Genomic DNA, 24,398 nt, shown 5'->3' on the forward strand with positions numbered 1-24,398 from the left:
CACGCTGCGGCAGATGCTGGCACAACGAATTGCCCGCATCCTGCCTCGCTGCCCATGCTGCGGGCGGGCGAGGAGTAATTTATGACACAGTCAAACTAGATAGGACAGCGGATTGATCCGCGCAACGGCAGTCAGCCATGGGGGCATCAGGGTTACCGGGTAGATGGCATTGCTCGCAAAAAAGAGCGGCATGGTCAACAATTGACCAATCCCCATGAAGCGCTCACGGGTCTTGACCAAGCAAGCAATGATGAGCGAAAAGGTCGAGAAGACCGCCGAGCCCAGGACTACGAAACCCAATAAAGCAGCAACGGCAGAAAAGGAAAGCCGCAGGTCTATCCCCATCAGCAAGGTGAGTGCAAGTATGACCACGGCTTGGGACAAACTGCGAAAGCCGCTGCCAAGCGCTTTTCCCAACACTAATGCCCAGCGAGGGGTGGGACTGACGAGGTATTTGGTGAGTACACCAGCATCCCGCTCCCAGATCGCCGAAAGGCCATAGAAAATCGCGATGAACATGACGCTCTGAGCAAGAACGCCAGGAGCGAGAAAATCCAAGTAAGGAATGCCGCCAGTTGGTATTGCATTGACCCTGCCCATGACCTGACCAAAGATGACGAGCCACAGGACAGGTTGAACGATGCGGGTGAAGAGCTCGACGGGGTCATGTCGTAGCTTGCGCAGCTCAGCTTCGGCTACAGCCAGCACTTGTGCCAAGGAGTCACGCAGTCCGAGATTGGATTTATCCATTGCGCTCTCCAGTGATGCTCAGAAAGACATCATCCAGCGTAGCCCCTTCTCCGAGCCGTGCCTTCAGCGCCTGTGGAGAACCTGACTCGACGATCCGCCCCTGATGGACGAAGGCGACGGCGTGGCAAAGCGCCTCTGCTTCTTCCATGTAATGCGTTGTCATGAAGATGGTCGTTTCCCATTGCTGCCACAAGGCGCGGACATGTTCCCAGACATTGTGCCGAGCCGTTGGGTCCAGGCCCACCGTCGGCTCGTCGAGAAACAACACCTGGGGACGATTGACGAGCGACTGAGCGATCTCAAGCCGCCGGGTCATTCCTCCCGAGTAATGCCGCACCAGCGTAGCCGCCGCTTCTTCCAACCCCATGAAATGCAGCGCCTCATCAATGCGGGCTCGGCGGATGGGGGCCGGCACACGATAGAGCTTGGCGAAGATCAGAAGATTTTCATAGCCAGTCAGATCAGGATCGGCGGAAAGAGCCTGCGGGACATAGCCGATGTGCTGCCGCACCAAAGAGGCCTCACGCACGACGTCATAACCAGCAACCTTGGCTTGGCCACCGCTGGGCGGCAGCAGCGTCGTGAGCATGCGCATGAGGGTGGTCTTGCCTGCGCCGTTTGGGCCCAGTAACGCGAAAATGCTGCCATGGGGTACGAACAGATCGACATGATCAACGGCGGTGAGGGCGCCAAAACTGCGCGTGAGATCTTTGGTTTCCACCGCCGCGGGCATGGAAGTTACAGCACCTCCTACCGGGGAAATCAGTGGACTGTGATTGGAGGAGGCTCCGGATAAGGTCATTTTGGGATCATTCCCAGAGAAGGTTTATCGATTCTATCGGCGACCTTAAATTGTCCAAGACTCAAACCTGCGCTCCATGGCGCAAATTCCACATCACGCAATGCACGTGAGGCCTTTACATAGCCCAGGTGAAGGGTAGGTGTCTGATCCGAATGGCACTTACTTTAGCCGAGCGCCAGCAGCGGGCGCTCGGCTAAAGTAAGTGCCATTCGAAGCTGCCCCCCATTTCACAATTTCAGGCGCATCCCACTACCGCCCCAAATCTGCCAAATCCTCAGGACGATCGACATCCTGCAGCACGCCCGCGTCATCCACCGGGCACAGCGTGATCGCGCCGCGCGCTGCAGCGAGCACGGCGCGCGCACCCTCGTCGCCTTGCAGGCGGCTCAGCGCCTCGAACCAATGGCGCCCGAAGCCCACCGGATGCCCGCGCTGTCCCTGCCAGCTCGGCGCGGCGATGGTGCGTGCGTCGCCGTGCAGCAGGGCGTCGCGCACGGCGGCGTAGCTCGGGGGGGCGATGCGCGGCATGTCGGCGAGCGCGACGAGCCAGCCGCGCGCCTGCGCCGTCGCGCGCACGCCGCAGGCTAGGCTGTGCCCCATGCCGTGCGCGGCCTCGGGGCATTCGATGATGGTGCAGCCTGCTTCGGCCAGCACATCCGCGAGCGCGGTCTGGCCGGGGCGCACCACGGCGACGCAGGTGCCGCCCACCGGCGCGAGCGCGGCGACCAGCGCGCGCGCCGCGGCCTGCGCGATCGGCTGGCCGTCGGGCAGGGGGTGCAGCAGCTTGTCGCCGCCAAAGCGCCGCCCCATGCCGGCCGCGAGCAGCACGCCGGCGATGGCGCCGCCTGCGGCCTGGGGCGCTGGCTCAGGCATGGGGCGCGTTGGGCGGAGCGACACCGCCCGAGCCGCCAAGACACCGCATCCGCATCAACCGCGTCACATCAAGCCGCCAGCTCGCCCGTGCGCAGCGGCAGGCGTGTAAGCCACTTGCCCGTGGCCGCGGCGATGGCGTTGGCCAGCGCGGGCGCGAGCGGGGGCACGGGCGGCTCGCCCATGCCCGTGGGTGCTTCGGCCGAGGGCACGATGTAGGTTTCGACCTTGGGCATTTCGTTGATGCGCAAAATCGGGTACTGGTCGAAGTTGCCCTGCTCCACGCGCCCTTCCTTGAGGGTGATTTCGCCGTACAGCGCCGCCGACAGCGCAAAGCCGATGCCGCCTTCGACCTGCGAACGCACGTTGTCGGGGTTGATCGCCACGCCACAATCGACCGCGCAGACCACGCGGTCGACCTTCAGGCTGCCGTCCTTGGCCACCGTGACTTCGACCACCTGCGCCACGTAGGAGCGGAAGGACTCGTGCACGGCCACGCCACGCCCGCGGCGCGCGCCGTCCTGGCCCGGGGCAAGCGGCTGGCCCCAGCCGGCTTTGTCGGCGGCGAGCTTGAGCACGCCCGCGTGGCGCGGATGCGCGGCGAGCAGCTCCAGGCGCAGCGCCACCGGGTCTTTGCCCGCGGCCTTGGCCACCTGGTCGAGGAAGACCTCGGTCGAATACGCCGTGTGCGTGGAGCCCACCGAGCGCCACCACAACACCGGCACGGGAATGTCCTCGGGCGTGTGCAGCTCCACCTGCAGGTTCGGGATCGCGTAGGGCAGGCTGGAGGCGCCCTCGACCGAGGTCGCGTCGATGCCGTTCTTGACCATCGCGGGCTCCATGGCCGAGCCCTTCATGATGGACTGGCCCACGAGCCGGTGCCGCCAGGCGACCAGGCGCCCCTGCGCGTCTAGCGCCGCTTCGAGGCGGTGGTGGTTCAGCGGCCGGTAGTAGGCGGCGCGCATGTCGTCCTCACGCAGCCAGACCATTTTGACGGGCGCGCGCCCGCCCGTGGCCTTGACGATCTGCGCGGCCTCGAGCACGTAGTCGGCGCTCTTGCTCGCGCGCCGGCCAAAGCTGCCGCCCGCGTAGAGCATGTGGATGACGACCTTTTCGGGCGGGATGCCGAACAGCGCCGCGAGCGCGTACTGGTCGCCCGTGTGCATCTGCTCGCCGTTCCACACCTCGCACTGCTGGCCGTCGAACTGCACCACGCAGTTCATAGGCTCCATGGCCGCGTGCGCGAGGTAGGGGAAGTCGAATTCCGCTGTCAGCACCTTGGCGGCCTGGGCCAGCGCGGGCTCGACCTGGCCTTCGCTGCGCGCCACGGCGCCGGGCTTTTTCGCGAGCTCGCGGTAGCGCGCCAGAATCTCCTCGCTGCCCAGCTTGAAGGCCGCGCTTTCGTCCCAGGTGACCGAGAGCGCGTCGCGCCCTTTCTTGGCGCTCCAGGTGTCGCGCGCGAGCACCGCCACGCCCTGCGGAATCTGCACCACATCGACCACGCCCTTCACGGCCTTGGCGCGGCTCGCGTCAAACGACTTCACGGTGGCGCCAAAGCGCGGCGGGTGCGCGACCACGGCCACGAGCATGCCGGGCAGGTGCACGTCCTGCGTGAAGCGCGCCTTGCCGTTGACCTTTTCGGCCGTGTCCTTGCGCGGCGCGACCTTGCCGATGAGCGTGAAATCTTTGGGGTCTTTGAGGCGCACATTGGCTGGCACGGCTTCGGCCGCTGCCGCTTGCGCGAGCTGGCCAAAGCGCGCCTTGCGGCCGCTCGCGGGGTGGCTCACCACGCCCTGGCGCACTTGAATCTGCTCGGCCGGCACCTGCCACTGGCGCGCGGCGGCGGCCACGAGCATGGCGCGCGCCGTGGCGCCGGCCTTGCGCATCTGCTCCCACGAGTTGGCCATGGCCGTGCTGCCGCCCGTGCCCTGCGCCGGGCCCCACAGCAGGTTGTTGTAGCGCTTGGCGTCGGCGGGCGCGCCTTCCACGCGCACCGTAGCCCAGTCGGCGTCGAGCTCGTCGGCGAGGATGGTCGCGAGCCCCGTGTAGGTGCCCTGCCCCATTTCGAGGTGTTTGGAGATCACGGTGACCGTGTCGTCGCTGCCTATGCGCACGAAGGCATTAGGCTCAAAAGTGGCTCCAGCGCTTGCTGCACCTGCGCTGGCAGCTATTGCCTTGGGAGCGCCTGCGGCGAGCGCGGCCGGCAGGCTGAAGCCCAGCGTGAGGCCCGCGGCGGCGCCCTGCACGAAGCGGCGGCGGCTCAGGTTGTGGATGGTGGTGTCGGGCATGGTGTCCTCCTGCTGCATTACGCGAGGCTTTTCGCGGCTTCGTGGATCGCGGCGCGGATGCGCTGGTAGGTCGCGCAGCGGCACAGGTTGCCGGCCATGGCGCTGTCGATGTCGGCGTCGGTGGGCTTGCGGTTGGTGGCCAGTAGCGCCACGGCGCTCATCACCTGGCCCGACTGGCAGTAGCCGCACTGCACCACGTCGAGCTTGCGCCAGGCCGCCTGCACGGCGCGGCCGATGCGATCTTGTTCCATGGCCTCGATGGTGCTGACCTTGTGCCCCGCGGCGGCGGACACGGGCGTCATGCAGGCGCGCGAGGGCACGCCGTCGATGTGCACCGTGCAGGCGCCGCACAGCGCCTGGCCGCAGCCGTATTTGGTGCCGGTGAGCTGCAAGGTGTCACGCAACACCCACAGCAGCGGGGTATCGGGCGCGACATCGACCTGTTGCCGCTGGCCGTTGACGGTGAGTTGAATCATGGTGAGGGACTCCGAGAGGGGGTAATCAAAGCAAAGACCAAAGCACAGCGCGGCACAGCCCGCGCAGCCGCACCGCATGGCGAGCCGCCTGCAAGGCTTGCGTGCCGGGCGAGTGCAGAACCATAGCGCAAGACGCGCGAATTTTCAGCGCGGGGGCGGGATGCCCCTGTATCACGCGCACCGACATCGCCATGGGCGTTGGCGCAGCAGCGGCCTTGGCAAGCGGCTATGCAGTGCGGGCCTCGGACAAAAGCCAGTCCCGAAATGCCAGCAGCCGCGCCTGGGAGCGGCTTTGCGCCCGATACACGATGTAGTAGGCCAGTGGCGATGCAAATTCGACTTCTGGAAATAGGCGCACCAGCCGGCCAGCTGCAACGTCGTCCCGCGCCATCACACTGCGTGCCAGCGCGATGCCTTGCCCGTCGATGGCGGCCTGCAGCACTGCGGCGGAGTTGTTGATCTTCATGCCGCGTGCGGTGTTGACGCCATTCATGCCCGCGCGGCGAAGCCAGTCGTCCCACGAGGGGAAGCCGGTGTGGTTGTCCATCGAAAGGTCATGGATCAAGGTCTCCCGCGTCAGGTCACAGGGTTGCTGGAAGCACCCGCGCTCTTGGAGCAACTGCGGTGAGCAGACCGGGTAGATCTCCTCGTCCATCAGCATTTCGGCCACGAGGCCTGGCCAGACGCCCGACCCGTAGCGCACCCCAATGTCGATCTGCTGCGCCACGAAGTCGACGGGCTTCAGACTCGTATCCAGCCGGACGTCCGTGTCTGGGCACGCCGACTGGAACCGCTCGATGCGCGGCAGCAGCCACTTCGCGGCGAACGCCGGGCTCACCGTCACGGTCAGGACGCTTTGGGCGCTGGCTTCCTTGAGCCGCTGCAGGCCCAGAGACAGACTGGCCAAACCGGCGCGGATGTCTGGCAGCGCGCGCTCGGCGGCCTCGGTCGCCACCAAGCGCGTGCGACCGCTCCCACCCCGCACGAAAAGCGCTGTTCCCAGCCAGTCCTCCAAGGTGCGAACGAGCTGCCCCACCGCGGCCGGCGTGACGTGCAGCTCCTCGGCTGCCGCCGAGAAGCTGCGGTGCCGAGCGCTCGCTTCAAAGGCGCGCAGGGCGTTGAGATGAACGGGCGACTTCATTGACAAAGAATTTCTTTAGCGAATCGCAACTTTATCTCGTTTGTCGCAACAGCGCCGGAAGGGAAGAATTGCGTCCACGCCAGAAGCAAGCAGCCCCGCACCTGCGCAGGCCAGCGCGCTTCGCGGCGATCGTTGATTGATACTTTTTCTTAAAGGTTTTCCCATGAAGCGTGAATTTGAAGGCAAGAAGCTGCTCGTCGTCGGTGGAACCAGTGGTATGGGTCTGCAAACCGCGCGCCTCATCCTCGCCGGTGGCGGCAGCGTCGTTTTGGTCGGCCATCGCGCCGACAAGGCCGAGGCAGCCCGCAAGGCGCTTGCGGCGCTCGGCGACGTGGTGGTCATCACCGCCGACCTGCGCACGGACGAGGGCGTGGCTGCGCTGCTCGAGGCCATCGACGCCCAGCATGCGGACATCGACCTGCTGGTCAACGCCGCCGGCGTTTTCATCCCCAAGCCCTTTCTTGAGCACCAGGATGCGGACTACGACCAATACATGACGCTGAACAAAGCGATTTTCTTCGTGACGCAGAAGGTCGCGGCCAATCTGGTTGCCAAGGGCCGTCCGGGCGCCATCGTGAACATCGGCTCGATGTGGGCCAAGCAGGCCATCGCTGCGACACCGTCGTCGGCGTATTCGATGGCCAAAGCAGGTCTGCACGCGCTGACGCAACACCTGGCCATGGAGTTGGCGCCCAAGGGCATCCGCGTCAACGCGGTGTCGCCAGCGGTGGTTGAGACGCCGATCTACGAGGGTTTCATCCCGAAGGCCGAGGTGCACAGCGCACTGCAAGGCTTCAACAGCTTCCATCCGCTGGGTCGTGTGGGCACGCCCGAGGACGTGGCCGAAGTCATCGCCTTCCTGCTGTCGGAGAAAGCTGGCTGGGTGACCGGGGCAATCTGGGACGTGGACGGCGGCGTGATGGCGGGTCGCAACTGACCAGCCCTTGCGCCGGTGCTGCGCTCGTGGAAGTGCGCAGCACCGCCCGCAGCACCGCCCGCAGCGCCGCCGCATGGACAATCCGGGTTCACTCCGCCTGAGCAGAATATGTACGTCAACGCCGATTTTTCCCTTCCGGCCATCGTCACGCCCGCCACCTACCAGTGGCATCCTTCCCCCCAGGCCGGGGTCGAGCGCGTGATGCTCGACCGTGTGGGCGCAGAAGTGGCGCGTGCCACGAGCATCGTGCGATACGCGCCGCAGTCGAGCTTTCCTCGCCACCAGCACCCTGGGGGCGAGGAGATTCTGGTTCTGTCCGGCACGTTCTCGGACGAGACGCAGGACTACCCCGCAGGGTGGTACCTGCGCAATCCGCCAGGTTCAGCGCATCGGCCTTCGAGCGCCGAAGGCGCGGTCATTTTCGTGAAGCTCTGCCAGATGCAGCCGTCCGAGACGACAGCGCTGCGCGTCGATACCAACGATCCGGCCCGCTGGTCGCAGGAACAGGGCGGCGCGATCTGCAGCTTATACAGCGACAAGTTCGAGTCCGTCTGGCTCCAGCGGCTCCAGCCCCGTCAACCGATGCCTGCCGCGAGGACGGCGAGCATGGAGCTGCTCGTGCTGCAGGGGGCGCTGCTCAACGCGGGCCAGCGCTACGACAGTGGCTCCTGGCTTCGGTTTCCGGCGGGGCTTTGCCCGACGCTGCAAGCCGGTGACGAGGGCGCCACGGTGTACGTGAAGACCGTCCCAGCAGCCTGTCGGACTTTGGGCGTCGATAGCGAGAATGGGCCCCAGCGAGGCCCGTTTTTGCCGGATTCGCCGCCGATTCCAAAGTCCGACATGCTGCCAGCGCAGGGGTTAGCGACATGACGGTTTGCAGCACGCGCGTCGCCATCGTCGGCGGCGGCCTGGCGGGCGTGTACGCGGCGTACCTCCTTGAGCAGCGCGGCATCACGGACTACGTGCTTCTCGAGGCAAGGCCCGCGCTGGGTGGGCGGATTCAATCGCTGAGCCCCAAAGGTCGGGACGTCGCCCTGGCCGCCCCGTGGGCGGACCGTTTCGACCTGGGGCCGACGTGGTATTGGCCCGCGTTCCAGCCTGAGCTTGACCAGCTCGTGCGCGCGCTGGGGCTCGAGCGGTTCGAGCAGCACGAGCGCGGCGACATGGTGCTTGAGCGCTCGCCCAACGAGAAGCCGATACGGACTTTCGGGTACGCCTCCTCGCCGCCCTCCATGCGGCTGCGCGGCGGGATGGCTACGCTCGTAGAGGCTCTGCATGGCAGCCTGAAAGCTGGACGAACCGCCGTTGGCCAGAAAGTGCAGGCGGTGCGGCTGGCAGGTCGGCACGTCGATGTCGTGAGCCGTGATGCTGCAGGGGCGCTGTCCACGCTTCGCGCCGAGCAGGTGCTGCTGGCAGTGCCGCCCCGGCTCGCGCACGAGAGCATTACCTTCTCACCCCTGCTGCCCGCGCCCATAGCCCGCCAATGGCAGCACACCGCGACGTGGATGGCGCCGCATGCGAAGTACGTGGCGGTCTATGACACGCCGTTCTGGCGCGAGGCGGGGCTTTCCGGCGAGGCCCGCAGTGCTCGCGGCCCTCTGGGGGAGATTCACGATGCCTCGATGCCTGGCGGCAGTGCGGCGCTGTTCGGCTTCTTCGCGGTGCCTGCGGTTGTCAGACGAGGCGTTGCGCAGGAGGTCCTCGTCGGCCACTGCCGGGCACAGTTCGCGCGTCTGTTTGGGCCGCAAGCCGCTGCGCCAAAGGCAGAGTTCATCAAGGACTGGGCCCTCGACGAGCTGACCGCGACGGCGAGCGACCAAGAGGCTGTCGGTGGTCACGCAACCCCACCGCCCGCCACCATTGCCGACGGCGACTGGCGCGCACGGCTGGTGGGCGTGGGCAGCGAGTGGTCTCCCCAATTCCCCGGCTATGTCGCCGGCGCCATCGAGGCCGCGCAGCTCGGTGTGCAGGCGATCCTAGTGTAGTGTTCGACGCTATTTGCGACATAAAACCGCGTCTTTTCGGCCTGGGCCGCGTTGCAAATCCTCGCGATACCACCCGGTATCGCTGCGGTTTGCGCCTTGCCCAGACCGAAAATCCATCGGTTTTATTGGTCGCATCAAGCATCAAACACTACACTAGCCGAGCAACCGGCGGCCACCTGGGGTACGACGTCCTGACGATGCCTGACGAGGGCGTCAACGATCCTGGCGCGGGGGACTCACACGTCGATGTTTGCCGCGCGTAGCGCGTTCGTCTCGATGAATTCGCGCCGCGGCTCGACCTCGTCGCCCATGAGCATGGTGAAGACGCGGTCGGCTTCGATGGCGTCGTCGATCTGCACGCGCAGCAGGCGGCGCACGGCCGGGTCCATGGTGGTTTCCCACAGTTGCTCGGGGTTCATCTCGCCCAGGCCCTTGTAGCGCTGGCGGCTCGTGGTGCGCTCGGCTTCGGCCAGCAGCCATTTCATGGCCTGGCGGAAGTCGCTGACTTTTTCTTCCTTCTGGCGCTCGCCCTCGCCGCGCATGACTTTGGCGCCTTCGCCGAGCAGACCGCGGAAGGTGCGCGCGGCTTCGGCCAGCGCGGCGTAGTCGGCACCGTGCACGAAGTCCTGCGTGATCACGCTGCTCTTGACGTTGCCGTGGTGGCGGCGGCTGATGCGCAGCAGCGGTTTGTCGGTGCGCGGGTCGAACTCGGCCGTGACCTCGGCGGGCACGCCCGTGGAGTTGAGCGCGCGCAATGCGGCCTGCAGCGTGGCGGCGCTTTGCGCGGCGGCGTCCAGGTCGTCGAGGTTCAGCGCGACGCCGTCGGCCACGGCGCGCAGCGCCTCGGCGTCCATGAAGGTGCCCAGGCGCGCGATCACGCTCTCGGCGGCCTGGTGCTTGCGCGCGAGCGCGGCGAGCTCGTCGCCCGCGAGCGTGCGCGCGCCGGCGCTGCCCGTGAACACGCTGGCCTGGTGTAGCGCGATGCGCAGCAAAAAGCCGTCGAGCGCGGCGCCGTCCTTGAGGTAGAGCTCTTCCTTGCCGGCCTTGACTTTGTACAGCGGCGGCTGCGCGATGTAGATGTGGCCGCGCTCGACCAGCTCGGGCATCTGGCGGTAGAAAAAGGTGAGCAGCAGCGTGCGGATGTGCGCGCCATCGACGTCGGCGTCGGTCATGATGATGATGCGGTGGTAGCGCAGCTTGGCGACGTCGAAGTCGTCCCCGCCGCCGCTGCCGCCGGCCTTGCCTATGCCCGTGCCCAGCGCGGTGATGAGGGTGAGGATTTCGTTGCTCGTGAGCAGCTTTTCGTAGCGCGCCTTTTCCACGTTCAGGATCTTGCCGCGCAGCGGCAAAATGGCCTGGAACTTGCGGTCACGCCCCTGCTTGGCCGAGCCGCCGGCCGAGTCGCCCTCGACGATGTAGATCTCGCACAGCGCCGGGTCTTTTTCCTGGCAGTCGGCGAGCTTGCCGGGCAGGCCCATGCCGTCGAGCACGCCTTTGCGCCGCGTCATCTCGCGCGCCTTGCGCGCGGCCTCGCGCGCGCGTGCGGCTTCGACGATCTTGCCGCAGATCAGCTTGGCATCAGCCGGGTGCTCTTGCAGGTAGTCGCTGAGCAGCTTGCCGACGATGTCTTCGACGGGCGCGCGCACTTCGCTGGACACGAGCTTGTCTTTGGTCTGGCTGCTGAATTTGGGCTCGGGCACCTTGACCGAGAGCACGCAGCACAGGCCCTCGCGCATGTCGTCGCCGGTGACTTCGACCTTGGCTTTTTTGGCGAGCTCGTGTTCTTCGATGTATTTGTTGATGACGCGCGTCATCGCGGCGCGCAGGCCGGTCAGGTGCGTGCCGCCGTCGCGCTGCGGGATGTTGTTGGTAAAGCACAGCACCTGCTCGCTGTAGCTGTTGTTCCACTGCATCGCAACCTCGACGCCGATGTGCGTGCCGGGGATGCCGCCGTACATCTCGGCCGGGCGCTCGCCTGCGGCGTAGAACGGCGTGGGGTGCAAAGGGGTTTTGCCTTTGTTGATGAATTCGACGAAGCCGCGCACGCCACCGACGCCGGAGAAGTCGTCCTCCTTGCCCGTGCGCTCGTCGCGCAGGCGGATGCGCACACCGTTGTTCAGAAAGCTCAGCTCGCGCAGGCGCCGCGCGAGGATTTCGTAATGGAAGTCGAAGTTTTCTTTGAAGATTTCGGGGTCGGGCAAAAAGTGCACCTCGGTGCCGCGCTTGTCGGTGGGGCCGAGCTCGCGCATCTTGCGCACGGCCACGCCGTCGATGACCTCTTCGACGAAATCGACGGGCACGCCGCGGCGAAACTCCATGAAGTATTTTTTGCCGTCGCGCCGCACCGTGAGGCGCAGCCATTGGCTCAGTGCGTTGACGCAGCTCACGCCCACGCCGTGCAGGCCGCCCGAGACCTTGTAGCTGTTCTGGTTGAACTTGCCGCCCGCGTGCAGCTCGGTCAGCGCGATCTCGGCGGCGCTGCGCTTGGGCTCGTGCTTGTCGTCCCACTTGATGCCGGTGGGGATGCCGCGCCCGTTGTCGATCACCGACACCGAGTTGTCGGTATGGATGGTGACGATGATGTCGTCACAAAAGCCGGCCAGCGCCTCGTCGATGGAGTTGTCCACCACTTCGAACACCAGGTGGTGCAGCCCGGTGCCGTCCGAGGTGTCGCCGATATACATGCCGGGGCGCTTGCGCACGGCTTCGAGGCCTTCGAGGATGGTGATGGCGCCTTCGCCGTAGCTGTCGCCGGCATCGGTGGCATTGGCGCCCGCATCTGCGCTGGCGGGAGCGGTGCCTTGGGGGGTGCCGGCACCCGGCGCGGCGGGATCAGGTTGCGTGGATTCAGCGGTCATGGGGGCCTTGGCGTCCGAAGGAAGAGGGTGCTTCCATGGTTTTCATTATCAAATCTGCCTTTTGCGCAGATGTATCAAGCGCAATGAGCTATTTTATTGGTAGCTTTTGGGTGGGCGCGAGCGGCGCGCGGGTCAAATGCGCATGGGCATGAGCACGTACTTGAAGTCGTCGCGCCCATGCCGCGTGATGAGCACCGAGCTGTTGCCGTCGAGCAGCGCCATCTGCAGCAGCTCATCGTCGAGCGTGGAAAGTGCGTCGAGGAGGTAGGTTACGTTGAAGCCGATCTCTATGCAATCACCGTTGTAGTCGATGTCGAGTTCATCGACGGCTTCTTCCTGCTCGCTGTTGTGGCTTGCTACGCGCAGCGTGCCGGGCTCGAAGTTCATGCGCACGCCCTTGAATTTGTCGGTGGTCATGATGGCCACACGCTGCAGGCTGGCCAGCAGGGGCGCGCGGCCCAGCACGACGATGTTGGGGTGGTTGCGCGGCACCACGCGCTGGTAGTCGGGGAATTTGCCCTCGATGAGCTTGGTCACGAACTCCATGCCGCCGAAAGTGAAGCGCGCCTGGTTGCTCGCGAACTGCATCTCGATCTGCGGCTGCTGCTCGCCGTCCGCGTCGGAGAGCAGGCGTTGCAGCTCGAGCACCGTTTTGCGCGGCAGGATCACCTCCTGTTTGGGCACCTCGACTTCCAGCGTGGCGCTGGCCATGGCCATGCGGTGGCCGTCGGTGGCGACGAGGCTGAGCTGCCGGCCCTCGGCGACGAACAAAATGCCGTTGAGAAAGTAGCGAATGTCCTGCACCGCCATCGCGAACGAGACTTGGCGCAGCAAGTCTTTGAGCACCTTTTGCGGCACGCTGAACGCGGGGCCGAACGCGGCCTCCTGCACGAGCGGAAAGTCCTCGGCCGGCAGCGTGGCGAGCGTGAAGCGGCTCTTGCCGCCTTTGAGGATCAGCTTGCCGTCGCCCGAGGACTCCAGGCTCACCGTCTGGTCGGCCGGCATGGTGCGCAAAATGTCGATGAGCTTGCGCGCGCCCACCGTGGTGGTGAAGTCGCCCGCTTCGCCGCCGAGCTCGGCGGTGGTGCGGATCTGTACCTCGAGGTCGCTGGTCGTGAATTGCAATGCGCTGCCCGTCTTGCGGATCAGCACGTTGGCCAGGATAGGCAAGGTGTGGCGACGCTCGACGATGCCGCTGACGGCTTGCAGCACGGCCAGGATTTTGTCTTGTGGTGCCTTCAGGACGATCATGTCAACCTCTGGGAATCGGTGAAAACGCAGCTGCAGTCCTTCTGCAACATCGCTATCGCATAGCAAAAACCCCTCATTTTGCCTGCATCTGCAACTTCAACCCAACGCTTCCTGCGCGTGTTTGACGATGGTCACGGGCACCGGGCTTTCGTGTACCAGCGCCTGCGACACCGAGCCGAGCAAAGCGCCGCGCAAGCCGCCGAGCCCGCGCGCGCCCACGAGCGCAAGATCGCAAGCCGTTTCTTCGAGGATGTCCACGAGCGTGTTCGCAGCCGCCCCCATGCGGATGTCGGTCGTGTATTCGACCGCGGCTGCATCTAGCAGCACGCGCGCCGGGGCCGTCAGGTCCATGCCGGCCTGGCGCGCGGCAGCCGCGATCAGGTCGGGGTCGCGCGTCGTGACGAGTTCATACAGCGAGGCGGGCTCCTGCACATGAGCGAGCACGAAGCTCGCACGCAGGCCCGCGCGCACCAGCGAGAGGGCGTGGTGCACGGCGTCGAGTGAGAGTTCCGAACCATCGACTGCTATCAAAATCTTCATTGCAATGCTTTCCGAGTGTGCCGATCGTGGCAGTGTAGCGGCAGGGCGCGGCACCCCCGCCGCTCTGGGACAATGCGCCCCCATGCTGCAATTCGACCTCCTTGCCACCGACCCCGCGAGCCACGCGCGGCGTGCTCGCCTCACGCTGCACCACGGCGTCGTCGAAACCCCCATCTTCATGCCCGTGGGCACCTACGGCACCGTCAAGGGCGTGCTGCCGCAGAGCCTGCACGCCATGGGCGCGCAAATCATCCTGGGCAACACCTTCCACCTGTGGATGCGCCCGGGGCTGGACGTGCTGCGCAACTTCGGCGGGCTGCACGCTTTTGAGAACTGGCACAAGCCCATCCTGACCGACTCGGGCGGTTTTCAGGTCTGGAGCCTGGGCGAGATGCGCAAGATCACCGAGCAGGGCGTGCACTTTGCGAGCCCGGTGAACGGCGACAAGCTCTTTCTCTCGCCTGAGATCAGCATGCAGATCCAGACCGTGCTGGACAGCGACATCGTGATGCAGTTCGACGAGTGCACGCCTTACGAAACCAAGGGCCACATCACCACCGAGCACGAGGCGCGCGCGTCTATGGAGCTGAGCCTACGCTGGGCGCGGCGCAGCCAGGAGGAGTTTGCGCGGCTGCAAAACCGCAACGCGCTGTTCGGCATCGTGCAAGGCGGCATGTTCGAGCACCTGCGCGAAGAGTCACTCGCGGCGCTCGTCGCGCTGGACCTGCCTGGCTACGCCGTGGGCGGTGTGAGTGTGGGCGAGCCCAAGGAAGACATGCTGCGCATCATGGCGCACACACCGCACCGCCTGCCCGCGCACAAGCCGCGCTACCTCATGGGCGTGGGCACGCCTGAAGACCTGGTCGAAGGCGTGGCGCAAGGCGTGGATATGTTCGACTGCGTGATGCCCACGCGCAACGCGCGCAACGGCACGCTGTTCACGCGCTATGGCGACCTGAAAATCCGCAACGCGCGCCACAAGAGCGACCCGCGCCCGCTCGACACCAGCTGCCGCTGCGAGGCCTGCGCGGGCCCCTCGGGCGTGCCCTGGGACGAGGGCGGGCGCACGGGCTTCAGCCGCGCCTACCTGCACCACCTGGACCGCTGCGGCGAAATGCTCGCCCCCATGCTGTGCACCATCCACAATCTGCACTACTACCTGCAGCTCATGCAGGAGATGCGCAGTGCGCTCGAAGCCGGCGAGTTCAGCGCCTTTCGTGCGCGCTTTCGTGAGGAACGCGCGCGCGGCGTGTAGCGCACGGCGTGGGGCGGGGAGCCGCTGCGCGGCGCCTCATGCGCCGCGCTCCGTGTCCGCAGCCACCGGCACGCGCGGCGCGAGCGCGCACATGAGCTCGTAGGCGATCGTGCCTGCGGCGTGCGCCACTTCGTCGATCGGCAGGATCGCGCCACCATGCGCTGCCCGGCCCCAGAGCGTGACCTCGCTGCCGAAACCCGCGTGCACGCCTGCGGCCAGCACGGGCTCCAGATCGACGGCCAGCATGTCCATGCTCACACGCCCCACGAGGCGCGTGCGCACGCCTGCGACGAGCACGGGCGTGCCGGTGTCGGCGTGGCGCGGGTAGCCGTCGGCGTAACCGCACGCGGCCACGCCTATGGTCATGGGCGCGGGCGCGACGAAGCGCGAGCCGTAGCCCACGCTATCACCGGCCGCAAGCCGCTGCACGGCGATCAGGCGCGTGGCCAGCGTCATCGCGGGCTGCAGACCCCAGTGCGCGGCGCTGTGCTCGGGGTGGTCGGGCGCGCTGCCGTACAAGGCGATGCCCGCGCGCACCCAGTCGGCGCGCACTTGCGCGGCGCTCGCGTGGCGCAGGATCGCGGCGCTGTTGGCCAGGCTGCGCTCGCCCGGCAAGTCCCGTGTGGCAGAAAGAAAGGCCTCGACCTGGTGCGCGATGCCGCGCGGCCCGTCGGCGTCGCTGAAGTGCGTGACATGGCCGATTTCATCGACCTGCGGCAGCGCATTGAGCCGCGCCCAGGCGCTGCGGTAGCGCTGTGGCGTGAAGCCCAGGCGGTTCATGCCCGAATTGAGCTTGAGCAGCACATGGTGCGGCTGCTGCGTCTTGTGCGCGGCGAGCATGTCGATCTGTTCGTCGCAGTGCACCACGTGCCACAGGCCCAGGCGCGAGCACAGTTCGAGGTCGCGCGGCTCGAACACGCCCTCGAGCAGCAGGATGGGGCCGCGCCAGCCGAGCGCGCGCAGGCGCTCGGCCTCGGCCAGGTCGAGCAGCGCAAAGCCGTCGGCAGCGCGCAGGCTGTCATAAACGCGCTCGATGCCGTGGCCATAGGCATTGGCCTTGACGACGGCCCAGACTTTGGCGTCCTGCGCGGCCTGGCGCACGCGCGCCAGGTTGTGGCGCAAGGCAGCGGTATGGATGGTGGCGTGGATGGGGCGCGGCATGGTGGGTTCGCGGTAGAGATCGATGCAGGGTGATGAGGTGTGGCATGGGCGCGCCCATGCGGTTTTTGACGCTATGGTAAAACTTTGGCGCTCAGCGAATCCAGAACGACGGACGCAAATCGGGGTTAGGCAAGGTGCTCGCCCCATGGCAAAACGCCTCGCTGCATCCTTGCCAGCTCAGAGCTGAAACGCCAGCGTCCCCACGACGCCTTCGAGCAGATCGCGCACCCAGCCCGGCGTTGCGGCGGGTGCGCGCTGGCCTTGCGAGGCCGTGCTTTCGGCCCATTGGGCGAGCCAGTCGATTTGCGTGCGGTCGTAAAACGCGGCCATGGCTTCGAAATTGAGAAAAAAGCTGCGGCAGTCCAGATTGGCCGAGCCGCACAGCGCGAGCACCTCGTCCACCACGATGGCTTTGGCGTGCAACATCCGCGGCAGCAGGCACACTTGCGCACCGGCAGCCGCGAGCGCGCGCATGGCGCGGCCGCGCGCCCAATCGGCCATGCGATGGTTGGAGCGCGCTGGCAAGACCAAAAGCAGCCGCACGCCACGCTTGACGGCGAGCAGCAGCGCCTCCAGCAGCGCCTCATCGGGCACGAAGTAAGGCGTCACGAGCAGCAGCCGCTGCTCGGCGCGGAACACGGCGCTCATGAGCAAGGCGTGCAGCGTGTCCTCGTGGAAATCGGGCCCGCTGGGCACCCATTGCGCAAGAGCACCTGGCACCTGCTGCGCCGTATCGCTGGCCGGGCCAGGCCCGGGCGGCGGCGCTGGGGCCGGTGGTAGCGACGGCGGCGCTGGCCTCTGCGTCCGTTTCGGTGCGAGCGCACGCCCAAGCTCCCAGTCACCCTCGAACAGGGTTTGCGCCTGCGCCGCAAGCGGGCCTTGGGCGGTGAAGCTCAGGTCGATCCAGGGGGGCTCGTGGCCCATGCCGAGAAAATATTCGCGGGCCAGGTTGCGCCCGCCGCTCCAGACCTGCGAACCGTCGGCCACGGCCCATTTGCGATGGTTGCGCAGGTTCACATGGCCGCGCGGGCGCCCGAGCAGCGGCATGAAGACGCGGTATTGCACGCCAGCGGGGTGCAGCACGGCGTCGTGGCTGTGCAGCGTTTGCAAGCTGCCCACGGCATCCACCAGCAAGCGTACGCGCACCCCGCTTTGCGCACGCTCGGCCAGCGCGGCCGCCACGGCGTCACCCACCGCGTCGTTGCCGAGAATGTAGGTGCACACATCGAGCGTCTGGCGTGCGCTGCGCAGCACGCCCAGCAGGGCGGTGAGCGATTGCGCGCCGTCGCCGTGAAAGGCTATGCGCGCATTGGCCTGCGGCGCCGCGATTCCCATCGCGGCGAGCAATTGCGTCGCCCAGAGCGGCGCCTTGGGCGCGCGGCCGCGCTGGGTCACGAGCGGCGTGCGCGTGGCCGGGCGCGCCACCTTGCGCGTGCCAAAAATCAGGAACAAGGGCGTTCCAAAGTAGGGAAGAATGGCGATCGTCATCACCCAAGCCAGTGCAGAAGCGGGCTGACGGCGTTGGTGCTGCGCACGCGAAACGACCACATACACCAGCAGGCCGGCGACGACGGCCGCGAAATGTCCCCACGGGCTGAAAGATGGCAAAACGGGCATGGTGTGCGGTATGGGCAAAGCCCGACGGGTTCCTGGGAGGCTAACACAGCATGCCATGCGCCACGGTGTCCGTTGCCCGGCGTGTGGCGCCGTCACCAAAGCGGTGCCGCGGCTGGCGCTGCCGCAGTGCGCTGGCAGCCTGTCGGACTTTGGGCGTCGATAGCGAGAATGGGCCGCTGCGGCGCATGCGCAGCCGACGATTCCAAAGCCCGGCAGGCTCCAAGCACAGGCACAATTCCGACCACGCCATGCCTGAACCCACACCTGCCTCACTTCATCTTTCCTGGCTGCAGACGCTGCGCATCTACCTGGCGCCCGCGAGCTTGCGCATGCTGGCGCTGGGCTTTGCAGCGGGCTTGCCGCTGCTGCTGGTGCTGGGCACGCTGGGCTTTCGGCTGCGCGAGGCGGGGATCGAGCGCAGCACCATAGGCTACTTGAGCTGGGTGGGCCTGGTTTACGGCTTCAAGTGGCTCTGGGCGCCGCTCGTGGACCGGCTGCCATTGCCGCTGCTCACGCGCCTGCTCGGGCGGCGGCGCAGCTGGTTGCTGTTGGCGCAGACCGTGGTCATGGTGGGGCTGGCGGGCATGGCCCTGGCCGACCCGCGCCACGCGCTCGGGCCCATCGTCGCCTGCGCGCTCGCGGTGGCTTGGGGCTCGGCCACGCAGGACATCGCGCTCGACGCCTTTCGCATCGAATCGGCCGCCGCGCGCGTGCAGGGCGCGCTGGCCGCGGCCTACCAGACGGGCTACCGCCTCGCGATGATCTGGGCCGGCGCGGGCGTGCTCTGGATCGCGGCGCGCGCACAGGGCGCAGCAGGCTATGACAACGGCGCCTGGTGCACGGCCTACCTCGTGATGGCGGCGTCCATGGCGGTGGGCATGCTCACCGTGCTGCTCTCGCCCGAACCCGCACCGCTGGAACACGCGCCGGCGCAAAACCTCGCGGCCTGGCTGCGCGGCGCGGTGCTCGAGCCCTTTGCCGACTTTTGGCGCCGCTACCGCTGGCAGGCGGGCCTGATCCTCGCGCTGATCGCCGTCTATCGCATCAGCGACGTGGTCATGGGCATCATGGCCAACCCGTTTTATGTCGATCTGGGCTTCAGCAAGGACGAAGTCGCCGCCGTCACCAAGGTCTATGGTGTGGCGATGACGCTGCTGGGCGCCTTCGTCGGCGGTGCGCTCGCGCTGCGCCTGGGCGTGATGCGCGTGCTCATGCTCGGCGCGGTGCTGAGCGCGGGCAGCAACCTGCTGTTCGCTTGGCTCGCCGGCCACGGGCACGACCTGCGCGCGCTCGTGGCCGTGGTCTCGGCGGACAACCTCGCGGGCGGCATCGCGTCCTCGGCTTTCGTCGCGTACCTGTCGGGCCTGACCAACGTGCGCTATTCGGCCACGCAGTACGCGCTGTTCAGCTCCATCATGCTGCTGCTGCCCAAGTTCGTCGCGGGCTTTTCGGGCCGCTACGTGGACGCCTTCGGCTACGCGCAGTTTTTCACCGCGACGGCGCTGCTGGGCCTGCCCGTGCTGCTGCTGGTGTGGCTCGCGGCGCGCTTCAGCCGCCCAGATAGGCAGCCTTGACGGCCGGGTCGTGGCGCAGCTGCGCGGCCGGGCCGTGCAGCGAGATGCGGCCGTTTTCGAGCACGTAGCCGTAGTCGGCCACACCCAGCGCGGCGGCGGCGAACTGCTCGACCAGCAGCATGGTCACGCCGCGTTCCTTGAGCTGCGCGATGATGCGAAACACCTCCTCGACGAGGATGGGCGCGAGCCCCATGGAGGGCTCGTCGAGCAGCACCACCTCGGGATTGAGCATGATCGCGCGCGCCATCGCGAGCATTTGCTGCTCGCCGCCCGAGAGCGTGCCCGCGAGCTGCGTGCGGCGCTCCTTGAGGCGCGGGAACAACTCAAATGCGCGCTCGAGGTCGGCGGCCACATCGCCGCGCGGACGGCTGCCCGTGAGGCGTGGGAAGGCACCCAGCAGCAAGTTGTCACGCACTGTCATGGTGGCAAAAACGCGCCGCCCTTCGGGGGAATGGGCCAGCCCGCGTTTGGCGATGGCATAGGACTCAAGGCCATCGATGCGCTCGCCATTGAGCGTGATTTCACCCGCCGAGGGTGTGAGCATGCCCGAGACGGCGCGCATGGTGGTCGTCTTGCCCGCGCCGTTGGAGCCGATGAGGGTCACGACTTTGCCCTTGGGCACTTCGATCGAGATGCCGTGCAACACCTCGACTTTGCCGTAAGCAGCACAAAGATTGCGTATGGTCAGCATGGTCACTCCTCAAGCGGCCTGACCGCCGAGATAGGCTTCGATCACCTTGGGGTCGGCTTGCACCTGTGCGGGCGGCCCCTCGGCGATCTTCTGGCCGAAGTCGAGCACCGAGACGATGTCGCAGATGCTCATGACCACGTCCATATGGTGCTCGATCAGGATCACGGTGATGCCGTGCGCGCGGATTTTTTCGATGATGGCGATCAGCTCCTTGATGTCCGGCGCGGTGAGCCCTGCGGCGGGCTCGTCGAGCAGTAGCAGCTGCGGATCGAGCGCGAGCGCGCGCGCGATTTCGAGCAGGCGCTGCTTGCCGTAGGGCAGGTTGCGCGCCTCCTCGTGGGCGAGCGCGTCCAGCCCCACGAACTGCAGCAGACCGAACGCACGGTTGGCCGCCGCAGTGCTCTCGCTGCGGTAGCGCGGCGTATGCAGCGCCACGTCCAGCAGCTGGCTGTGGAAGGCGTGGTGCAAGCCGACCTGCACGTTCTGCAGCGCCGTCATTTCGCCAAAGAGCTGCACGTTCTGGAAGGTGCGCGCGATGCCGGCGCGCGCGATCTCGGCCGGGCTGCGGCCCACGATCGACTCGCCGGCAAACTCTATGTGGCCCGCCGTGGGCACGTAGATGCCCGTGAGCACGTTCATCATCGTGCTCTTGCCCGAGCCGTTGGGGCCGATGAGCCCGTGGATGGTGCCACTGCGCACGTGCAGGTCGACCTGATTGAGCGCCTTGAGCCCGCCGAACTGCATCACCACGCCCGTGGCTTTGAGGAGTTCGGGCGCGGCGCTCGGCGCAGCCGCAGCAACGGCGTCCGCTGGAGCGACGAACTGCGTAATGGCGGCGGCGTTGGTGCGCGGCAGGTTCAAAGCGTTGCGCACGAAGCCGACGATGCCATCTTGCAGGTAGTAAATCACGAGCAGCATGATCACGCCGAAGATCGACAGGCGCCAGTCGGTCATGGAGTCGAGCCAGAACGACAGGCCCGCGAGCCCCAGGCTGGCGACGACGGGGATCGCCATTTGCAGCGGCGTGCTGCGCTGGCGTCGGATGGCGACGACGGCGGCGAACAGGATCGCTGCCGTGAGTGCCACCGAGACGTAGCGGAACATCTCGAGGTCGTCGAGCAGTTTGGGCAGCAGCACGATGATGGCCGCGCCGAGCAAGGAGCCGCTGCGGCTCTTGCGCCCGCCCATGATCACCGCGAGCAGAAACAGCACCGTGAGTTCGAAGTTGTAGGTGTTGGGCGAGATGTATTGCTCGGAATAGGCGTAGAGGCTGCCCGCGAGCCCGGCAAAGCCGGCGCTGATGACGAACGCATACACCTTGTAGCGATAGACCGAGACGCCCATGCAGTCCGCGGCGATCGGGCTGCCGCGCAGCGCCTCGAAAGCGCGGCCCAGGTGCGAGCGTAGGATGCGGTGCACGACGATCAACGCGAGCACCATGAGCACGGCCACGCCCCAGTAGAACTCGCGCTCGTCGAGCCGGTGGCCGAACACCGTGGGCTTGTCGAGCTTGATGCCCATCGGGCCTTCCGTCAGAAAGCTCATTTCGTTGATGAGGATTTGCACGATGGTGCCAAAGGCCAGCGTGACCATGGCCAGGTACGGCCCGGAGACGCGCAGCGCCGGCAGCGCCAGCAGTGCCCCAAATAGCGCCGTGACCAAAATGCCGGCAGGCAGCGTGATCCACAAAGGTGCGCCGAGTTTGAACACGAGCACGCCAGCGGCGTAAGCGCCCACGCCGAAGAGGCCCGCGTGGCCGAGCGACACCTGGCCCGTGTAGCCGACGACGACGTCGAGTCCGAACAGCACGATCGCGTAGATCATGATGGTCTCGACCAGGTGGATGTAGTAGGGGTTGTCGATGGCGAGCGGCAACAGCAGCAGCGCGGCGATGCCGACGAGGGCGAGCAAAAAGCGGCGGTAGGGCATCGTCACACCTTCTTGATCGCGGTCTTGCCGAACAGGCCCTGCGGGCGCACGGCCAGCACGAGCAGCAGCAACACCAGGCCGGGCACGTCCTTGTAGCCCGTGCTCAGGTAAAAGCCCGTCGTGGTTTCGGCCACGCCGAGAATGATGCCGCCCACGACGATGCCCATGCCGCTCGTCAGGCCGCCGATGATGGCCACGGCAAAGGCCTTGAGCCCCAGCACTGCGCCCATGGTCGCGCCCGTGAGCGTCAACGGCGCGATCAGCACACCCGCAAAGGCAGCCGTGAGCGAGGACAGAGCATACGAGAACGTGATCACGAGGCCGGTGTTGATGCCCATGAGCTTGGCCGCATCGCGGTCGTTGAACGTGGCCACGACAGCCTTGCCGTAAATCGAGCGCCGGTTGAACAGCTCGACGGCGAGCATCATGAACAGAGCGCCGACGACGACCAGCAGTTCCATGGGCAGGACGTTGGCGCCAAGGAACTTGAACGGCGACTCGGGCACGGGCGAAGGGAATTTGAGGTCGTCACGACCCCAGATGTTTTCGGCCACGTTCTTGAAGATGATGCCCAGCGCGATCGTGGACATGATCCAGCCGAATTCCGACTTGATGCGGATCGCGGGACGCACACCGACGCGCTCGACCACCATGCCTTGCACGGCGCCGAACAGGCACACGAGGGGGATCATGAGCCAGTAGTTGAGGCCTGCGTTGACCAGCGTGAGCCCCACGAGCGCGCCTAGCATCAGGGCGTCTCCCTGGCCGAAATTGAGCGTGTCCGAGGTGGCGAAGGTGAGCTGATAGCCGAAGGCGATGACGGCGTAGATCATGCCCAGCGCGATGCCGCTGAAAATGAGTTGGGTGAGGATTTGCATGAGAGCTCGTGCGTGGGGCGAGAATGCAAAAAGAAGGCGCCGTCGCAGAAGGTCTTCCGCAACGGCGCCCGTTCAAGGGCTGGGCGCTTATTTCAACAGCGCATCGTTGGCAGCGGGGTCTTTGACGCGAATGCGGCCTGCGTTCTTCTTGTCTTCAGGGTAGGCATACACCACGCGCCCACCGCGCACTTCGCCGATCACGGGAATGTTTGCCGTGATGGCTTCGTGGTCGCCCTTGGCAAAGGGTTTGACGTAACGTGTGACCACGCCATCGACCGGAACCTTTAGGTCTTCGAGCGCTGCCCTGATTTTCGGGCCCTCGGTGCTGCCCGCCTGCTGGATCGCCGCGGCCAGCAGGTAAATCGAGTCGTAGCCCTGTGCGGCCGACACCGGCGAATCCATGCGGTCGTTCTTGGGCTTGAAGGTTTTGAGGAAGCTGTCGATGAACAGCTTGCGCTTGGGCGTGACCGGGTCCTGGATGAAGGTTTGCGGCATGCGCGCGCCTTCGCCGTTCGGGCCGGCGTTGTCGATGAAGCTGGCCATGGACAGCGTCCAGCTGCCGATCATCGGCACCTTCCAGCCGAGCTTGGCCATGCCGTTGGCGATCTGCGCGAGCTCGGGGCCGATGCCGTAGGTCAGGATCGCCTCGGCGCCGGCCTCCTTGGCTTTGAGCAGTTGCGCCGTCATGTCCACGTCTTTGATGTTGAACTTCTCGACGGCCACGGGCGTGATGCCCTTGCGCTTGAGTGCTTTTTCGAGGTCTTCGCGGCCGAGCTGGCCGTAGTTGGTCGAATCGGCGAGGATCGCCACCTTCTTGAAGCCGCGGCGCGTGACGGCTTCCTCGACGATCATCGGTGCCTGGATGCTGTCGTGCGCTGCGTTGCGAAAGACGTAGTTCTCGGGCTGGCTGTCGAACTGGTGCGTGATCACCGTGCCCGTGGCCACGTTGTTGAGCACGGGGATTTTGGCGTCCTGGAAAAAGCGCTGCGACGCCAGCGCCACGCCGGTGTTGATGTAGCCGACGACAGCGACGACCTTTTCCTTGTTGATGAGTTCTTGGGCAATTTGCACGCCGCGCTCGTTTTTGGCCTCGTCGTCGCGCTCGACGAGCTGCAACGGTCGGCCCAGCACGCCGCCAGCTTTGTTGATTTCGGCCACGGCCAGGCGCACGCCGTCACGCATGCTCACGCCCATGGAGGACGAACCGCCGGTGAACGGGCCATCGACACCGATCTTGATCGGTTCGGCCGCGAATGCTGCCGATGCCAAGGCCATGGCCGCGGAAGCGGCGAGAAGCTTGAAGCGAAAAGACATGAATTTCTCCGAAATGAAACTGGGGTTTGGCTCCATACACCGCCCATGGGGCTGCGCAGGACAGTGGGGAGCAGCGTGTGG

General features: G+C 66.2%; 20 protein-coding genes. 5 read left to right on the forward strand and 15 right to left on the reverse strand.

What is annotated here, in order from left to right:
* Window positions 1-90 precede the first annotated feature (90 nt).
* The 6 genes from DFR45_RS09340 to gcvA all read right to left on the reverse strand — a co-directional run bounded on the left by DFR45_RS09340 (window position 91) and on the right by gcvA (window position 6,327).
* Entirely contained in the window at window positions 91-750 is a 660-nt protein-coding gene (locus DFR45_RS09340; RefSeq protein ID WP_114483452.1) for an ABC transporter permease, read from the reverse strand.
* Window positions 743-1,483: an ABC transporter ATP-binding protein gene (locus DFR45_RS09345; protein WP_114483453.1), complete on the reverse strand. Its 741-nt coding sequence runs from the start codon at window positions 1,481-1,483 to the stop codon at window positions 743-745. The genes DFR45_RS09340 and DFR45_RS09345 overlap by 8 nt, the downstream gene beginning before the upstream one ends.
* Window positions 1,484-1,801: 318 nt before the next feature.
* Window positions 1,802-2,425: a nucleotidyltransferase family protein gene (locus DFR45_RS09350; protein WP_114483625.1), complete on the reverse strand. Its 624-nt coding sequence runs from the start codon at window positions 2,423-2,425 to the stop codon at window positions 1,802-1,804.
* Between the two features lie 68 nt (window positions 2,426-2,493).
* A complete protein-coding gene (locus DFR45_RS09355) occupies window positions 2,494-4,710 on the reverse strand; it encodes a xanthine dehydrogenase family protein molybdopterin-binding subunit (RefSeq protein WP_114483626.1) in 2,217 nt (738 codons plus the stop codon).
* A 17-nt stretch (window positions 4,711-4,727) separates the two neighbouring features.
* Entirely contained in the window at window positions 4,728-5,186 is a 459-nt protein-coding gene (locus DFR45_RS09360; protein ID WP_114483454.1) for a (2Fe-2S)-binding protein, read from the reverse strand.
* Window positions 5,187-5,412: 226 nt separating this feature from the next.
* On the reverse strand, window positions 5,413-6,327 hold the full coding sequence (gene gcvA, locus DFR45_RS09365) for a transcriptional regulator GcvA (RefSeq protein ID WP_114483455.1): 915 nt from the start codon (window positions 6,325-6,327) through the stop codon (window positions 5,413-5,415).
* A gap of 163 nt (window positions 6,328-6,490) precedes the next feature.
* Between gcvA and DFR45_RS09370 the strand changes: the two genes are divergently transcribed.
* The 3 genes from DFR45_RS09370 (at window position 6,491) to DFR45_RS09380 (ending at window position 9,249) form a co-directional block, all read left to right on the forward strand.
* The gene (locus DFR45_RS09370) at window positions 6,491-7,264 is read left to right on the forward strand and encodes an SDR family NAD(P)-dependent oxidoreductase (RefSeq protein ID WP_114483456.1); all 774 of its coding nucleotides are present in this window, start codon (window positions 6,491-6,493) and stop codon (window positions 7,262-7,264) included.
* A 108-nt stretch (window positions 7,265-7,372) separates the two neighbouring features.
* Window positions 7,373-8,134, forward strand: coding sequence for a cupin domain-containing protein (locus tag DFR45_RS09375; protein WP_114483457.1), 762 nt, complete (start codon window positions 7,373-7,375; stop codon window positions 8,132-8,134).
* A complete protein-coding gene (locus tag DFR45_RS09380; RefSeq protein WP_114483458.1) occupies window positions 8,131-9,249 on the forward strand; it encodes a flavin monoamine oxidase family protein in 1,119 nt (372 codons plus the stop codon). Before DFR45_RS09375 ends, DFR45_RS09380 begins: the two co-directional genes overlap by 4 nt.
* A 236-nt stretch (window positions 9,250-9,485) precedes the next feature.
* Here DFR45_RS09380 and gyrB read toward each other — a convergent pair whose 3' ends face one another.
* From gyrB to DFR45_RS09395, 3 genes are all read right to left on the reverse strand, one after another.
* Window positions 9,486-12,107: a DNA topoisomerase (ATP-hydrolyzing) subunit B gene (gene gyrB, locus DFR45_RS09385; RefSeq protein ID WP_114483459.1), complete on the reverse strand. Its 2,622-nt coding sequence runs from the start codon at window positions 12,105-12,107 to the stop codon at window positions 9,486-9,488.
* A gap of 132 nt (window positions 12,108-12,239) precedes the next feature.
* Window positions 12,240-13,358, reverse strand: a complete 1,119-nt coding sequence (gene dnaN, locus DFR45_RS09390) for a DNA polymerase III subunit beta (protein WP_114483460.1) — start codon at window positions 13,356-13,358, stop codon at window positions 12,240-12,242.
* A gap of 96 nt (window positions 13,359-13,454) precedes the next feature.
* Window positions 13,455-13,898: a universal stress protein gene (locus DFR45_RS09395; RefSeq protein ID WP_114483461.1), complete on the reverse strand. Its 444-nt coding sequence runs from the start codon at window positions 13,896-13,898 to the stop codon at window positions 13,455-13,457.
* An 82-nt stretch (window positions 13,899-13,980) separates the two neighbouring features.
* Between DFR45_RS09395 and tgt the strand changes: the two genes are divergently transcribed.
* Window positions 13,981-15,153 (forward strand): tRNA guanosine(34) transglycosylase Tgt, encoded by a 1,173-nt coding sequence (tgt, locus tag DFR45_RS09400; RefSeq protein ID WP_114483462.1) that lies wholly within the window; start codon window positions 13,981-13,983, stop codon window positions 15,151-15,153.
* Window positions 15,154-15,189: 36 nt separating this feature from the next.
* Here the strand turns inward: tgt and alr are convergent, their stop codons facing one another.
* Window positions 15,190-16,314, reverse strand: a complete 1,125-nt coding sequence (gene alr, locus DFR45_RS09405) for an alanine racemase (RefSeq protein ID WP_114483463.1) — start codon at window positions 16,312-16,314, stop codon at window positions 15,190-15,192.
* A gap of 177 nt (window positions 16,315-16,491) precedes the next feature.
* Window positions 16,492-17,931, reverse strand: a complete 1,440-nt coding sequence (locus DFR45_RS09410) for a phospholipase D-like domain-containing protein (RefSeq protein ID WP_114483464.1) — start codon at window positions 17,929-17,931, stop codon at window positions 16,492-16,494.
* 248 nt (window positions 17,932-18,179) lie between these two features.
* Between DFR45_RS09410 and DFR45_RS09415 the strand changes: the two genes are divergently transcribed.
* Window positions 18,180-19,505 carry an AmpG family muropeptide MFS transporter gene (locus tag DFR45_RS09415; RefSeq protein ID WP_114483465.1) on the forward strand — a complete coding sequence of 442 codons (1,326 nt, stop codon included), beginning with the start codon at window positions 18,180-18,182 and terminating at the stop codon, window positions 19,503-19,505.
* Here the strand turns inward: DFR45_RS09415 and DFR45_RS09420 are convergent.
* The 4 genes from DFR45_RS09420 to DFR45_RS09435 form a co-directional block, all read right to left on the reverse strand.
* Window positions 19,480-20,196 (reverse strand): ABC transporter ATP-binding protein, encoded by a 717-nt coding sequence (locus DFR45_RS09420; RefSeq protein WP_114483466.1) that lies wholly within the window; start codon window positions 20,194-20,196, stop codon window positions 19,480-19,482. The two genes, DFR45_RS09415 and DFR45_RS09420, sit on opposite strands and share 26 nt — an antisense overlap.
* A 9-nt stretch (window positions 20,197-20,205) precedes the next feature.
* Window positions 20,206-22,125 (reverse strand): branched-chain amino acid ABC transporter ATP-binding protein/permease, encoded by a 1,920-nt coding sequence (locus DFR45_RS09425; RefSeq protein WP_114483467.1) that lies wholly within the window; start codon window positions 22,123-22,125, stop codon window positions 20,206-20,208.
* Window positions 22,126-22,127: 2 nt separating this feature from the next.
* The gene (locus tag DFR45_RS09430; RefSeq protein ID WP_114483468.1) at window positions 22,128-23,003 is read right to left on the reverse strand and encodes a branched-chain amino acid ABC transporter permease; all 876 of its coding nucleotides are present in this window, start codon (window positions 23,001-23,003) and stop codon (window positions 22,128-22,130) included.
* 87 nt (window positions 23,004-23,090) lie between these two features.
* Complete coding sequence (locus DFR45_RS09435; RefSeq protein ID WP_114483469.1) at window positions 23,091-24,317, reverse strand: ABC transporter substrate-binding protein; 1,227 nt, start codon at window positions 24,315-24,317, stop codon at window positions 23,091-23,093.
* Window positions 24,318-24,398: the final 81 nt, after the last annotated feature.

This window comes from Extensimonas vulgaris (genome assembly GCF_003337425.1).
In the GTDB taxonomy this organism is placed as follows: Bacteria; Pseudomonadota; Gammaproteobacteria; order Burkholderiales; family Burkholderiaceae_C; genus Extensimonas; species Extensimonas vulgaris.

Coding starts and splice junctions, on each gene's coding strand:
- DFR45_RS09395 (WP_114483461.1), bottom strand. CDS start 13,898: ATGAAGATTTTGATAGCAGTCGATGGTTCGGAACTCTCACTCGACGCC.
- DFR45_RS09360 (WP_114483454.1), bottom strand. CDS start 5,186: ATGATTCAACTCACCGTCAACGGCCAGCGGCAACAGGTCGATGTCGCG.
- DFR45_RS09380 (WP_114483458.1), top strand. CDS start 8,131: ATGACGGTTTGCAGCACGCGCGTCGCCATCGTCGGCGGCGGCCTGGCG.
- DFR45_RS09425 (WP_114483467.1), bottom strand. CDS start 22,125: ATGCCCTACCGCCGCTTTTTGCTCGCCCTCGTCGGCATCGCCGCGCTG.
- tgt (WP_114483462.1), top strand. CDS start 13,981: ATGCTGCAATTCGACCTCCTTGCCACCGACCCCGCGAGCCACGCGCGG.
- DFR45_RS09435 (WP_114483469.1), bottom strand. CDS start 24,317: ATGTCTTTTCGCTTCAAGCTTCTCGCCGCTTCCGCGGCCATGGCCTTG.
- DFR45_RS09410 (WP_114483464.1), bottom strand. CDS start 17,931: ATGCCCGTTTTGCCATCTTTCAGCCCGTGGGGACATTTCGCGGCCGTC.
- gyrB (WP_114483459.1), bottom strand. CDS start 12,107: ATGACCGCTGAATCCACGCAACCTGATCCCGCCGCGCCGGGTGCCGGC.
- DFR45_RS09350 (WP_114483625.1), bottom strand. CDS start 2,425: ATGCCTGAGCCAGCGCCCCAGGCCGCAGGCGGCGCCATCGCCGGCGTG.
- DFR45_RS09375 (WP_114483457.1), top strand. CDS start 7,373: ATGTACGTCAACGCCGATTTTTCCCTTCCGGCCATCGTCACGCCCGCC.
- gcvA (WP_114483455.1), bottom strand. CDS start 6,327: ATGAAGTCGCCCGTTCATCTCAACGCCCTGCGCGCCTTTGAAGCGAGC.
- DFR45_RS09415 (WP_114483465.1), top strand. CDS start 18,180: ATGCCTGAACCCACACCTGCCTCACTTCATCTTTCCTGGCTGCAGACG.
- dnaN (WP_114483460.1), bottom strand. CDS start 13,358: ATGATCGTCCTGAAGGCACCACAAGACAAAATCCTGGCCGTGCTGCAA.
- DFR45_RS09345 (WP_114483453.1), bottom strand. CDS start 1,483: ATGCCCGCGGCGGTGGAAACCAAAGATCTCACGCGCAGTTTTGGCGCC.
- DFR45_RS09340 (WP_114483452.1), bottom strand. CDS start 750: ATGGATAAATCCAATCTCGGACTGCGTGACTCCTTGGCACAAGTGCTG.
- DFR45_RS09430 (WP_114483468.1), bottom strand. CDS start 23,003: ATGCAAATCCTCACCCAACTCATTTTCAGCGGCATCGCGCTGGGCATG.
- alr (WP_114483463.1), bottom strand. CDS start 16,314: ATGCCGCGCCCCATCCACGCCACCATCCATACCGCTGCCTTGCGCCAC.
- DFR45_RS09370 (WP_114483456.1), top strand. CDS start 6,491: ATGAAGCGTGAATTTGAAGGCAAGAAGCTGCTCGTCGTCGGTGGAACC.
- DFR45_RS09355 (WP_114483626.1), bottom strand. CDS start 4,710: ATGCCCGACACCACCATCCACAACCTGAGCCGCCGCCGCTTCGTGCAG.
- DFR45_RS09420 (WP_114483466.1), bottom strand. CDS start 20,196: ATGCTGACCATACGCAATCTTTGTGCTGCTTACGGCAAAGTCGAGGTG.